The organism is Leptospiraceae bacterium (assembly GCA_025059995.1).
In the GTDB taxonomy this organism is placed as follows: Bacteria; Spirochaetota; Leptospiria; order Leptospirales; family Leptonemataceae; genus SKYB61.
On sequence record JANXCF010000008.1, the window covers coordinates 48,587 to 61,586 of the forward strand.

The following is a 13,000-nucleotide window of genomic DNA, read 5'->3' on the forward strand; positions in this document are numbered from 1 at the left end:
ATGAAAGAAATCAAAATCTTACTCCTAAATGGTCCGAATTTGAATTTATTGGGCTACCGAGAACCTCATATCTACGGAAATACCACACTAAAAGAAATAGAAGAACAACTCGAAAAGGATGCCTCTTTATGGGGAGCTGCCCTTGATTGTTTTCAATCCAATTATGAAGGTGCTTTGATTGAAAAGATACAAGAATACTACCAAAAACCTTATGATGGAATCATCATCAATCCCGGAGGTTTGACTCATACGTCTGTTTCGTTGAGGGATGCTTTGCTTTCTGTGAATGTCCCTTTTGTGGAAATCCATATCAGCAATGTTTATGCACGAGAACCTTTTCGTCATCATTCTTTTTTGAGTGATAAAGCCCTTTTTGTCATTTCGGGTATGGGAATATTTGGATATCGAGTTGCCTTGCTGGGTTTGATTCAAAAACTCAAAGGTCTTTCTTGGCAAATGGATTTGGAGTCAAAACAACTCAAAACTCAATGACCATACCATCATACAAGGGAAAGCCAAAACCCGGGGTGTGATGATTGATCTTTTGGATTTCGTGGTAAATTTCATCATACAAATGATTAAAAAACAGTCGCTTGGTTTTGATTTTCGCACGATTTTCCATCACTTCTTCTAAGGATATGTGGGATGACTCAGGCTCTTTTCGAAGGAAACTTACTTCCATGATTCCCACATCCACACCATCCATAAGTTTGAAAACAAATTCATCTAAAACGGAATCCCCAGTGAACGCAAAACTATGATTTTGATCAAAAATCTTATATCCTATACTTTCTTCTTTGTGGTTAATGGGAAATGTTTGGATGGTGTAGTTTTGGTATTTCCACGTTTCATTAGGACTGATTTCGATTATCTCCACATCAAATGGAAATTCTTGTTTTTGAAAGAGAATTTCTATCAATTGCTGAATTTGAGTTTTTAGATTTTTTGGTCCAACAATCATGAGCTTTTCCGTGCGCTTTAAGACATACTTAAAAAAAATCAACAAAAATGGAATCCCACTATAATGATCTCCGTGAAAGTGGGTAATCAAAATTACATCTAAGCTTGACAAATCTACTTTATACTGATTGGCTTTGAGTAGCACAGTAGCTCCGCAGTCAATCATGATTTTCGAATCCAGTAGAAACCCACTATGACCTCGACCATCGAGATTATAGGCATTTCCAGAACCCAATACGATTAGATTTTTCATCTTGATGGTGGGAATTTTCGTGATTTTACTTCATGGTCAAATTGAATCAAAGATTGGATTCCCATTTCAGCAAAGTTTGCATATCTTTTCGCATGTTTGGGAGTAAAGTCTGGATCCATTCCAAGAAGATCATGTATCACTAAAACCTGTCCGTCAGTTTGATTTCCTGAACCAATCCCAATTGTGGGAATTTCCAAAAGCTGCGTGATTTCTTTGGCTACTTCTTCTTCTGTCAGCTCAAGCACAATAGAAAAACAACCCACTTCTTCTAAAGCCTTTGCTTGTTGGATGAGTTTTTCTTTTTGTTTGTCATCTCTTCCTTGTATTTTATAACCACCAAAGTTCAAATAGCTTTGAGGTGTGAGTCCTATATGCCCCATCACAGGCAAGCCTGATTGGACCAGTTTTTTTATGAGTTTTAAGGTGCTTTTATCTGCTCCTTCGAATTTAAGGGCTTGGCATTGTGTTTCTTTTATCACTTTGAAAGAATTTCGAAGCCCCTCTTGTATGCTTGTTTGATAACTTCCCAGGGGCATATCGGCAATTAGAAATTTTTCTGGAGCTCCTCTTCGAACCAACTTTGTGTGATATATGATTTCTTCTAAACGAACAGGCAATGTTGAGGAGTTTCCTTGAACTACCATTCCTAAAGAATCCCCAACCAAGACGGCATCGATAGGAGTTCTGCTAATCCACTTTGCCATTGTAAAGTCATAACACGTAACCACACTAATCAGTTCTTTTTCTTTTTTTTTTCGGATCCAATCAGAAGGATATTTCAGATTCATAAAGTTTACCTTTAAGTGAGAATAAACCCAAGAAAGTTTTCTTTAATCACAATGACGACAAGAGATTGCATTCGATTCTTTTTCGAATTGTATAGTGGCATGATCTATATCAAAGTGTTTTTCTAAATCGTTGCGAATTCTTTCTAAGAGTTCTTCGTTATCATCATGATAGGTTCTTACAATATGAGCAGTAAGGGCAACTTCGGTTGTGCTTATTGCCCATACATGTAAATCATGAACATTTTGAACGCCAGGTAATGTTTTTAAGTATTGATGGATTTCATGTAAATCTACTTTTTGGGGAACGGCATCAATCATCAAATTCAAAGACTCATAGAAAATCTTCCAAGTGCCCCATAATATCACCAAAGCAATCAAAAAGCTCATTAAAGGGTCTATCCAAAAAAACTGGGTATATCCGATGATTATCGCAGAAATAATTACACTGATTGTGATCAGACCGTCTGTTAACATATGAATGAAAGCACTTCTAAAATTTAAATCTTCTTTTTCTCTGCGGTAAAATAGAAATGCTGTTCCAAAGTTCACTATTACTCCCACGATCGCCACTTTTAACATTCCTTGAATATCAAGATTATCGATAGGGCGATACAATTTTTGCAAAGACTCAGTCATGATTCCTCCTACTGCTATAAAAAGAATCACCGAATTGATAAGAGCTGCCATGATGCTTGCTTTTTTTAAACCATATGTTCTTCGAAAATTTGGCTTTTGAGTGGAGAGAAAATACCCAAGCCATGCTATTCCTAAACTCAAGACATCACTCAAATTATGAACGGCATCAGATATTAATGAAAGTGAATGAAAATATAATCCGAAAGAAAACTCAATCGCCACATAGGTGGCGTTGAGGGAAATACCTATGATAAAAATTTTGTTTGTATTTTTTTTTATAAAGTGATGCACATTCTCAGAGAAAACTTACATAGCCTAAAAACAACTAATTTTTTTGATGCAAACGATAATAAACTTCATCTTTCAATAATTTATAGATTTCTTCAAAAAAGAATTCACCATCGTGCTCAATTTGACTTTTGACCATAATAAAGTCACTGATATAGACATCTCCTAAGTCTTTTAAAATTTCTTCTTGTTCGGGAGTCAAATTAGGATTTGTCAATTGTTCCTTAAAGAAATCTAAAAAAACTTGGGGTATCATTTGTTTTTTTATGCTAAAGAATTCTACTTTCATATGAAATCTTCTTTTTATTTTTACAAACAATTTATCGATGTGATTGGTAGTAGCTATCAATATCCCTTTATACTGATCTATGGCTTGAAGGAACTGATTAATAATTGTGCTATGGATGTCATTTTCGTACTTATTTCCTGAAAAGAAAGTATCTATTTCATCTATGATTAAGACGGTATTTCCCAGTGAAGCTTGCTTGAAGTAATAATGAATCAATTTTTCTGTGACTCCAAAGAAAGGATTTAGAATATTTTGGGGAGTAATTTCGATGACTTTATAGTTCAATACGTTTGCTATGTATTTTGCCAACTCAGTTTTTCCTGAACCTGGAGGTCCGTAGAACAAAATATTAAAACTCTTAGTTTTATTTACGTTGCTTCTTGCAAAATTCTTGATTCTATCCAAGATTTGATTTACGGGAGGTGAGGTATTAACGTATCCAATATTATAGTTTTGATGCAATCTTTTTGAGGCTGACGGAAAATTCTTATTGTAAACGAATTCATAATTACTATCAAAAATTTCCCTGGCAGTTTGTATGATTTCTTGTTTCGAAATATCAGGATTTATCGAGATAATATTTCGGACCTGTCTCAGAGCTGTTTCAATCATTCCAACTGGAATAGTTGTATCCGTAAAATATTCCCTCAAATCATGAAAACTTATTCGTTCATCAAGGTTTAATTTCTTCAAGATTTGTTCGACGATATATTCTCGAGTTTCCCCATTGAAAACGCTAAAATGAACGGAATAGTCAAATCTTCTTTTTACGGATTCATCCATTAAATCCGTATAGTTTGCTATCCAAATGATTTTGTATTCACTCTTATCCAAAAAGTCATTTAGCCAGCTTTTTTGAATATTATGATTTCTTCTTGAGGAAAGGAATACATCAAAAATAGAAAAATGGGTATTTAGAAACTCATCCGCTTCATCCATTATTACTATTCCATCATTGTCTTTAGCATAATTGCAAGCCATGATTAAATTGATGACTCGATTTCCAGAAGTATCATCCCGAATCTTTTTTGATGAAAGATAACCAGAAAAATAAGAACTCCTATTAGAAACATAGACAATTTTTTTATTTAAGTTTTTTATGATACTCTTGGCTAAAGAAGTTTTTCCTGTTCCAGCTTTTCCATAAAAGATGATGTTTGCTTTTCCTTCTGATTTTAGCATATTTTCTATAATTTTTATTTTGTCTTTGTAGAAGCTGAATAAGTTTATATCCAAGATTTCTTCTTTCTGAACTGGATCTGTGGGATCAATCACTGAAAAAAATCGATCAGTAAAATCTAAGCTATCTAAATCTTCTAAAAAATCATAAATTTCATCATTCAAATTGATTTCATCTCTATCGATTTCAATTATATCATAAAAGAGTAATTTTCCTTTCTTTTGCAAAGTTAACTTGATCTTGCTCTCTACGATACCTAACAATGTGCTGATAGCTTTTATAATACCAATATTCTCTATACCATCAACAAGCATTTTGAAAAGATTGTTTATCACGCTGTTTGACATTAGATAGTAAGTAAAAATCAAGATTTCTTTCTCTACTTCATCTAAATTCAAAAACTTGGATATATCATCTATCTTTTTCTGAAGCCTTAGTTCTTCTTCTGATAGGGTCTTTTGAGAATCAATAGATTTTTGAATGAAAAATAAGAAAATCTGGATAAATTTTTTCTGATGATTATAGGACAATTCAGAAACAAAATCTTCAACTTTTTTATAATCAGTTCTATAATCTTTAAAGTTTTTAAGGATTTCTTCCTCGTCGTCATACCTTCCACTCATATATCTTCTTCTAAAAGAATTCACGTAGCTTTCTTTATCATCTTTTTCTTTTTTTTCCTCTTTTTGAAAGCTTTTCAGAAATTTTTGAATTTCTTTGTTGAATTCTTTTTGAATACTTATATCAAAGCCTTCGTAGACATTGACAAGAATCCCATAATCATCTAACAGTCTTGAGTCTGCAATTTTCGCCGCATTCTGAATATAAACTCGAATTGCGTTTTGAATATATGCTAATTCCCTTTTGCTAAACATTTTATCTACTTTTATTTTTCTGCTACTTCTAAAGTAGTGAAGTCTTTTTCCCATACTATTATATTAGCTAAAAAAAAGCTTATTTTGTTTCAATTCTTTTTATTTTTTTTGTATTCTCAATAATTTTTTTTAAGTTAAATAGCAAGAAATTCATGCATAAACCATCATGAAAAGTAACGATTAAAATTCAGAATTTTGTTTGAATGAATAAGATAAATTTAAAATTTACTTTTTACGTTTTTAAGAAAAAGTGTGTTATTATGAGTAATATTCCACAGAACCTGAAATACAGTAAACAACATGAGTGGATTTTGGTAGATGGTCAATACGCTTTGCTTGGTATCACCGATTTTGCACAGAAATCCTTAGGTGATATCGTGTTTTTAGAACTCTTAAATGTTGGTGATAAAGTTCAAGCTGGTGAATCATGCGGAACAATAGAATCAGTAAAAGCCGCCGAAGAACTATACTCCCCTGTAAGTGGCACAATAGCCGAACGAAACGAAGAAGTGCTTAAATCACCAGAAAAAATCAATCAGGACCCCTACAAAAACTGGATTTTGAAAATCAAGGACTTTGACCCTAACGAAGTTGAAGGATTGCTTTCTGCCTCAGAATATCAAAAATACCTCGAGTCTTTAGAACAAGAGGGTTAAAATGAAATACTTACCCATCTCAGAAACCCAAGTAAATGACATCCTACAAAAACTAAACAAAACCTCCATAGAAGACTTTTTCTCTCATATTCCCAAAGAATATACAAAATCGACTTCTTCTTTTCTTGACGAGCCAAAATCTGAATCTGAAATCCGCCGCTATATCACAGAAACAATCCAAAAACATAATTTAGTGATTTATCCACATCAGAACTTTATGGGTGGGAATGGACATGCCCACGAAATCCCCGCTATTATCGATACTCTAACATCTCGAGGAGAATTTCTTACTGCTTATACTCCGTATCAACCCGAAGTAAGCCAGGGTTCACTACAAGCCATGTTTGAGTATCAAACCATGATGGCAGAACTCATGGGGGTTGATGTTTCTAATGCTTCTCTTTATGACGGTTCTACATCGGTGATCGAAGCCATCTTGATGGCATGTAGAATCAAAAAAAAATATAAGGTTCTTGTTTCTTCGTTATTTCACAAAGAGTATTTAGAAACGATTGAAACCTATTCTCAGCTCGGACCCTTTGAATACGAACTCATACCCCAAAACGAAGAGGGAAAAATCAACGTAAATGACCTAAAGAGCAAATTAGAAAAACAAAAACAAGAGATTTCTGCCGTCGTGATTCAATCCCCAAACTCCTACGGAATCATAGAAGACTTGGAACTGATTCAAAACATAGTCTATAATCATGACGTTCTGTTGATAGTTGCTGTTTTAGAAGCCATCAGCTTGGGGTTGCTCCAACCTCCGGGTAAATACGCCGACATCGTTTGTGGTGAAGCTCAATCTTTTGGAATTCCTTTGAATTTCGGTGGTCCTTGGTTGGGTTTCATTGGAACGAGAAATGAGTTTTTACGTAATCTTCCAGGAAGACTGATTGGCATGGGAACGGACGTGAACGGAAAACGAGCATTTGCCGTTACCCTTTCCACACGTGAACAGCACATTAAACGAGAAAAAGCCACATCAAACATCTGCACCAATCAAGCCCTTATGGCACTACGAGCTACCATTTACCTGAGTTTAGTGGGGAAAAGAGGTCTCCAAGAAATCGCTTTACGATGTGCCAAACTCACCCAATATGCAAAACAACTTTTGACATATCAGCAAGAAATAAAATTAGTTTATCCGAAATCCCCCGTATTCAACGAAATCTATATAAAAACTCCCATCCCAGCAGGGAAAGTTTTTGAAAGGGTGCTTGAGTCTCAAAACATTGCTGCTGGAACCATTGTTGACGAAAATCACCTTTTGGTCTCCTTCAATGAGACCATGAAACCTTCAGACATCGAAAAATGGAAAAATACTTTAATTGCTGCTTGCAAATAAGAGGTTTTTTATGAATCAAATCATTTCCATACCTTTCAAACAAGCACGAGTAGCTCAAACCTTCGAAGAACCATTGATATTTGAATTATCCTATTCCGGAAAGATTGGTTTTACTATTGACAACCGAGATTTAGAGTCTATTGAACTCGAGATTCCAAAAAAATATTTACGAGATGAACTTAATTTGCCAGAGGTATCTGAGCCTGAGGTTCTGCGACACTATACCCGCTTATCTACTTGGAATTATGGGATTGATTTGAATTTTTACCCTCTCGGCTCCTGCACAATGAAATATAATCCACGCATTAACGAAGAAATTGCTAACAAAGAATATTTTCTACATCTACACCCATCATTAGATGAAAAATACATTCAACCACTTCTGAAGCTAATCTACGAACTTCAAAACTACATTAAAACCCTTACAGATATGGATGATGTTTCTTTACAACCTGCGGCGGGAGCCCATGGAGAATTGGCTGGAATCTTCTTAATACGAGCCTATCATAAGTCAAAAAACAATAACCATAAAAATCTGGTTCTAATACCCGATAGTGCTCATGGAACGAACCCAGCCACTTGCACGTTTGCAGGCTTTGAAGTGAAAGAACTGAAATCCACAAAAGAAGGAACCATAGACATTCAGCAATTAAAAAGTGTGATGAATGAAAATGTCGCTGCTTTAATGATAACCAATCCTAACACGTTAGGGATTTTTGAAACGAATATTCGAGAAGTATCAGATATTCTACATGAACATGATGCTTTACTTTATATGGATGGTGCTAACTATAATGCTATTATTGGGAAAGTTTCTTTTTCTCAGATGGGAATTGATGTAGCTCATTTGAATTTGCACAAAACCTTTAGCACTCCTCATGGTGGGGGAGGACCGGGAGCTGGCGCAATTGTAGTAAGTTCAAGGTTAAAGGACTTTTTGCCTGGACCAGTTGTTCGATATGATTCTCAAAAAGATTACTACTACTTTGATTTTCCCGAAAAGTCCATTGGAAGATTGAAAGCAGGGATTGGTCATACAAGCATGATGATCCGTGCGTTGGTTTACATTTTGAGTTGGGGCAATCAAATCCATAAGATTGCGGAGCATTCTGTTTTGAATGCAAACCTGATTCGCTCAGAATTAGAATCCCATCTCAAGTTGGCTTCTCCCAATCCCACTATGCATGAAGTTGTATTTTCTCATCATACTTTGAAGAAACATGGATATGAAACCGTCCATTTAGCAAAAACCTTGATTGATTATGGCTTTCATCCTCCTACTGTTTACTTCCCTCTGATTGTGCCGGGTGCTATCATGATTGAACCCACTGAAACCGAAAGCCCCGAGACCATCTTGAAATTCACACAAGCGGTAAAAGACATCTTGCGTCGGATGGAAAATCAGGATCAAGAAATTTTCAAAAGTCCTCTTACTTCGTTCGTAAACCGCGTTGACGAAGTAGGGATTGCAAAAAATTTGATATTAAAATACTTTACAAAATAAAAAAATTTGATTACATAGAAACATATGCAATGGGAAAGAATACTAAAAGATTCTGTCAAAGATGGAACTATAAGGGAATTACACTTAAGGCATATACCAACACTAAAAAACTGCGAAAACTGGAATGATGTTGAAGAAATCGGGCTTGTTGATCATCGAACTAAATACGCTCACTACAAGGGGATTCTAGTTAAATACGGTGAGCGAATTTATTTTGTCCCGGAAAAAAGAATGCAGGCTTTAGCTCCTTATCGTCCATGGAAAACCAAAAAAGTCATCAAAGTGATTGACGTAGAAAAATAATCATTCTTTGATTCTCCCTTTGAGTATACCCCTCACACTATTCACGAAATAAACACAATCGGCTTTTTTAACATCATCCAAAGTAAGGGAAGTTTCTTCAATTTTTAGTTTTTGTATTAGTTTTCTTCTCATAATCCCATTGAGTAGTCCGTCTGATAGGGGCGGAGTATAGAATTTCCCATTTTTTTTTATGATTATGTTAGTATAAGTTCCCTCTGTGATTTGATTTTTGGTATTCAACAAAAGCATTTCGTCCAAACCTGTTTTGATGGCTTCGTCAAGTTGAACCTGATAACTACGTTCTGAGGTTTTATAATACAAAAACAGGTTTTTTTCATCCACAGGCTGATTCGATATACCAAAAATAATCTCTTTTTTCTTTGAAAGATAATCCAAAAAAATTTGGATTTTTCCGTTTTGATAAATTCGAAAGTGAACTCGGACAAGTCTTTTAACATGCTTTAGGCACTTTTTGAGGCGTTGGAATTTTGATTCGATCTTGGAGTTATTTACCGGGATTTGGAAAAAACTTTTAGTTGCTTTGAGCCTTTCGAGGTGTGATTTCTCAAAGTAAAAAATACCACCACAAAACTTCATGGTAGTAAAAATATATTTTGGCTTCGTTGATCTTTGGAGTTGTTTTAAAACTTTTGATTTAAGAAGGCATTCCTTATATTCGCTTTTAGGATGAGAATCATACGTAATTCCACTCCCCACATAATAATAACCTCGATTTGATTTCACCACCAAGGTTCTTATTGCTACGTTGAAAAAACCAAAGGAATTTTTTGGAGCAAGCCATCCGATTGCTCCCGTATAAACACCTCGCTGGTATTTTTCTAATTGTTGGATATGTTTTATTGCTTCTATCTTTGGAGCTCCTGTAACAGAACCCGAAGGAAATAAGGTCTCCCAAAAACGCTTTTCTCTGGGAAAATGCCTCAATCTGGCTTGTATCTCAGTGATCATTTGAATCACGGTGGGATGAATTTCGATAGCAAAGAGGTTTTTTATTTTTACACTTCCAATTTCAGAAATCCTTCCCAGATCGTTTCGAAACAAATCCACGATCATTGCATTTTCAGAAACTTCTTTAGGATTGGTTCTTAAATATTTGATATTATTTATCAATTTTCTTAATGATTTTGAGGGTTGTTGGGTTCCTTTCATGGGTTTAACTAAAATTTCTTTTTCTCTTTGCAAAAAGAAAATCTCAGGCGAAACAGATAAAATAGAAAAATCAGAATCCATCACCATCACAGAGCTCAGGGTCCTCTGATTTTTCCAAAGATGATAAAAAAGACTCATCAAGTTCCCATAGACCTCGCAAACTACTGGAAAAGTATAATTGACTTGATAAACCTTTCCTTGAGAAATCAAATCTCTGATCTTAAGAATGTTTTTTTTATATTCAGAAAAGACCTCTTCTAATCGAAATCCACGAATAAAGAAATCAATTTTTGTATCCTCCCAGCTGACCTTATGATAATTTTCAAAAAATCCTCCGTAAACCAATGGCAATTTTATCAAAAAAGGTTTTGATTGCTTTGGAAGAGGTAATAGGTATTTACTTAACTCAAAAGAAAAAAATCCAGCAAAGTAATAGGGATTGTTTTTTGAAAGTTCATCAAAGAAACTTTCGATTTCATTTTCGGTTCTTTCTGAGTCATGATCATAAATAACAAAAGTTTTTAAGGGATTTTCGAAAACTATCCATTCTGAAGTTTTTTGATAGGATTTCGTTTCTTCCGTTGGATGAAGAAAAAAGAACCTCATTTTTTAATGTTTTAGATAAACAAAAACTGAAGGGATAGTCTGGAATCCTGTTATGCTCATTATCGTGAAATTAGCTTTATTTTTTTGTAAATACTCTTCTAATATTGGTTCAGAAGGTATTTTTTCGGAAATTACAAAACAATCGATACTTTCATAAGTTTTTTTTCTTTTAGCTATGTGTTCACCAGTTGAATACTTTAAAATACCAAAAGGAGCAAACTCCTTGTAAATTTTATCTTTTGGTAAATCAAAATAAGGATCAGGGATTGCTTGTAAGAAAACCATCTGACAATTTTGAGTATGATTTTTTAAAAGAGAAATATACTCAACATATTCTTTTTTATATGCTTGATATTTGGATAAGTGTTTATACCAAAAGTGAAATTGTATAAAACCAAACAAGAAAAACAAAAAAATCATCAAGTATGTTCTAAAACTTTGATAATATTTGATAAAATTTATAAAAAAAATCAACAAAAAGGGAACAATATAAACCACATACCACATTTCCCTTCCAAAAAAAACCACTAAAAACACAAAAAGAAAAATCAAAAAATACTTAATAACCTGTTTGTCCCGAAACACATCCCAAATGAACAAAACCATTCCAGCGAGAATCAAAATATAAAAAGCAATAAAGTTTATTTTTGTCTGATATTGTCCACCCAAAACTTTTACAAAATACAAAAAACTCTGAAAATCATAATGTGCAGTTTTCCTTGCAAATTGTGAGAAAAATTGAATCACAAATACATCCCAATGAAAAGCTACATAAATCAACCAAGGAAACATAATCAAAATCACAATCAAAGCAATCTTGACTAAATCCCGCCAACGATAAGTGTAGAGAAACGTGATGGGAACTAAAAAAACACTTATGGGATGAGTCAAAGCCGAAAGTCCTATAAACATCCCAGAAAGAGAAAAGTTTTTTCGTTCCAAGAAATACACGGTAAGAAGCGAAAAAAGTAAATTCAAACTTTCCATACGAATAATATTTCCTGCTCGCAAAAACGAAAGCTCTATTCCCAAAAAAAAGCTAAAAATAATCGCAATTTTCTCATCTTTAATTACCGATTTAATTATTTTATAAAAAATATATAAAGTCAATATTCCAAAAAATAATGATAGGCTTCTACCTACCCACAAAAACTCACCAATAAAGACATACAGAAAAGAAAGAAAAACCATGTAAAGCGGAGACATCCATAAAGTTGCTTGATCCATCCCAAACACAATACCTGATAGAACTTCTGTTGTGAATTTTTTGTAATTTGCAAGTTGATAAGCCGCTGATGAAAACAATACCTCATCAGGCCACGGAGGCGGAAAATATTGATCAAGGAAAATTATTAAAGTAATATAAGTAATTACTACAAAAGAAAACAAATATTTCATTATCTATTTAGATATTCCATAGCTTCGTTGAGGTCTTGGAAAATAGGGATAAGGTTTTGTAGTTCGGATATGTGGAGGATTTTATAAACTTCTTTGCTTAAATTACATACACCAAACTGATAGCCTCTGGCATCTAAATATCTTTTCATTTTCAAAAACATTTTGATTCCAGAGGATGAGACATAAGGAACATATTTCATATCTATAATTACATTAGAAGGTTCACTTGTTAAATGTTCAATTAATTGGTTATAAAAATTATCTGCGAAGGATAGATCCAAACGAATATGAGGTTCAACTATTAAAAAATTTTGAAGTCTATAAGCTTTAAATAACTCATTAGAAAAATCTTTCGATTCCTCATTCATTGCCATTCAAATTATTTACAGAACTATCAAGTGTAAAGTGATTTTTCTTATAATGATTTTTTTGTTCCTTCATGAATTTTTGCTGTTTTTTGGATTGTTTTAGTTCTTCTTCTGTTTCCTGAATGGTATCGAGAAGCTTTTCCTTCAATCTGAGTAAATTTTCCCATTTTCGTTGTAAATCCATCTCAATACTTATCGGATAATTCGAATAAAAGTTTTGTCTCTTTAATTCATGGATATAGAATGTTTCATATTCATTTCTAATTAATAACAAAATTTTGATCTCTTAAAGAAATTTTGATTAATTTTCCCATTAAAAATAAGATATCCCATAGAAATGATTTACAAAATTCCAATTTTCTTAAATCACTTCCTAAT

Annotated in this window: 13 protein-coding genes; 5 read left to right on the plus strand and 8 right to left on the minus strand. The window is 33.7% G+C overall.

Annotated elements, in window-relative coordinates; translation table 11 throughout:
• A complete protein-coding gene (aroQ, locus tag NZ853_10255; protein ID MCS7206066.1) occupies positions 1 to 492 on the plus strand; it encodes a type II 3-dehydroquinate dehydratase in 492 nt (163 codons plus the stop codon).
• On the opposite strand, the gene NZ853_10260 is transcribed toward aroQ, so the two are convergent.
• The 4 genes from NZ853_10260 to NZ853_10275 are packed head-to-tail and all read right to left on the minus strand — an operon-like array spanning position 479 to position 5,323.
• Positions 479 to 1,213, minus strand: coding sequence for an MBL fold metallo-hydrolase (locus NZ853_10260; protein MCS7206067.1), 735 nt, complete (start codon positions 1,211 to 1,213; stop codon positions 479 to 481). The two genes, aroQ and NZ853_10260, sit on opposite strands and share 14 nt — an antisense overlap.
• Positions 1,210 to 2,001 carry a 3-methyl-2-oxobutanoate hydroxymethyltransferase gene (panB, locus tag NZ853_10265; protein MCS7206068.1) on the minus strand — a complete coding sequence of 264 codons (792 nt, stop codon included), beginning with the start codon at positions 1,999 to 2,001 and terminating at the stop codon, positions 1,210 to 1,212. The genes NZ853_10260 and panB overlap by 4 nt, the downstream gene beginning before the upstream one ends.
• Positions 2,002 to 2,043: 42 nt before the next feature.
• Positions 2,044 to 2,928, minus strand: coding sequence for a cation diffusion facilitator family transporter (locus NZ853_10270; protein ID MCS7206069.1), 885 nt, complete (start codon positions 2,926 to 2,928; stop codon positions 2,044 to 2,046).
• A 34-nt stretch (positions 2,929 to 2,962) separates the two neighbouring features.
• Entirely contained in the window at positions 2,963 to 5,323 is a 2,361-nt protein-coding gene (locus NZ853_10275; GenBank protein MCS7206070.1) for an AAA family ATPase, read from the minus strand.
• A 206-nt stretch (positions 5,324 to 5,529) separates the two neighbouring features.
• On the opposite strand from NZ853_10275, the gene gcvH reads away from it, so the two are divergent.
• From gcvH to NZ853_10295, 4 genes are read left to right on the plus strand one after another with little or no spacing between them, the layout of a single operon-like run.
• Positions 5,530 to 5,925, plus strand: coding sequence for a glycine cleavage system protein GcvH (gene gcvH, locus NZ853_10280; protein MCS7206071.1), 396 nt, complete (start codon positions 5,530 to 5,532; stop codon positions 5,923 to 5,925).
• A gap of 1 nt (position 5,926) precedes the next feature.
• Positions 5,927 to 7,273, plus strand: coding sequence for an aminomethyl-transferring glycine dehydrogenase subunit GcvPA (gcvPA, locus tag NZ853_10285; GenBank protein ID MCS7206072.1), 1,347 nt, complete (start codon positions 5,927 to 5,929; stop codon positions 7,271 to 7,273).
• A gap of 10 nt (positions 7,274 to 7,283) precedes the next feature.
• Complete coding sequence (gcvPB, locus tag NZ853_10290; GenBank protein MCS7206073.1) at positions 7,284 to 8,777, plus strand: aminomethyl-transferring glycine dehydrogenase subunit GcvPB; 1,494 nt, start codon at positions 7,284 to 7,286, stop codon at positions 8,775 to 8,777.
• A 24-nt stretch (positions 8,778 to 8,801) separates the two neighbouring features.
• Positions 8,802 to 9,080, plus strand: a complete 279-nt coding sequence (locus tag NZ853_10295; protein MCS7206074.1) for a hypothetical protein — start codon at positions 8,802 to 8,804, stop codon at positions 9,078 to 9,080.
• Here the strand turns inward: NZ853_10295 and NZ853_10300 are convergent, their stop codons facing one another.
• The 4 genes from NZ853_10300 to NZ853_10315 are packed head-to-tail and all read right to left on the minus strand — an operon-like array spanning position 9,081 to position 12,896.
• The gene (locus NZ853_10300) at positions 9,081 to 10,856 is read right to left on the minus strand and encodes a chorismate-binding protein (protein ID MCS7206075.1); all 1,776 of its coding nucleotides are present in this window, start codon (positions 10,854 to 10,856) and stop codon (positions 9,081 to 9,083) included. It abuts the gene before it with no gap.
• A gap of 3 nt (positions 10,857 to 10,859) precedes the next feature.
• A complete protein-coding gene (locus NZ853_10305) occupies positions 10,860 to 12,254 on the minus strand; it encodes a hypothetical protein (GenBank protein MCS7206076.1) in 1,395 nt (464 codons plus the stop codon).
• Positions 12,254 to 12,622, minus strand: coding sequence for an STAS domain-containing protein (locus NZ853_10310; protein MCS7206077.1), 369 nt, complete (start codon positions 12,620 to 12,622; stop codon positions 12,254 to 12,256). The genes NZ853_10305 and NZ853_10310 overlap by 1 nt, the downstream gene beginning before the upstream one ends.
• Complete coding sequence (locus NZ853_10315; protein MCS7206078.1) at positions 12,615 to 12,896, minus strand: hypothetical protein; 282 nt, start codon at positions 12,894 to 12,896, stop codon at positions 12,615 to 12,617. Before NZ853_10315 ends, NZ853_10310 begins: the two co-directional genes overlap by 8 nt.
• Positions 12,897 to 13,000: the final 104 nt, after the last annotated feature.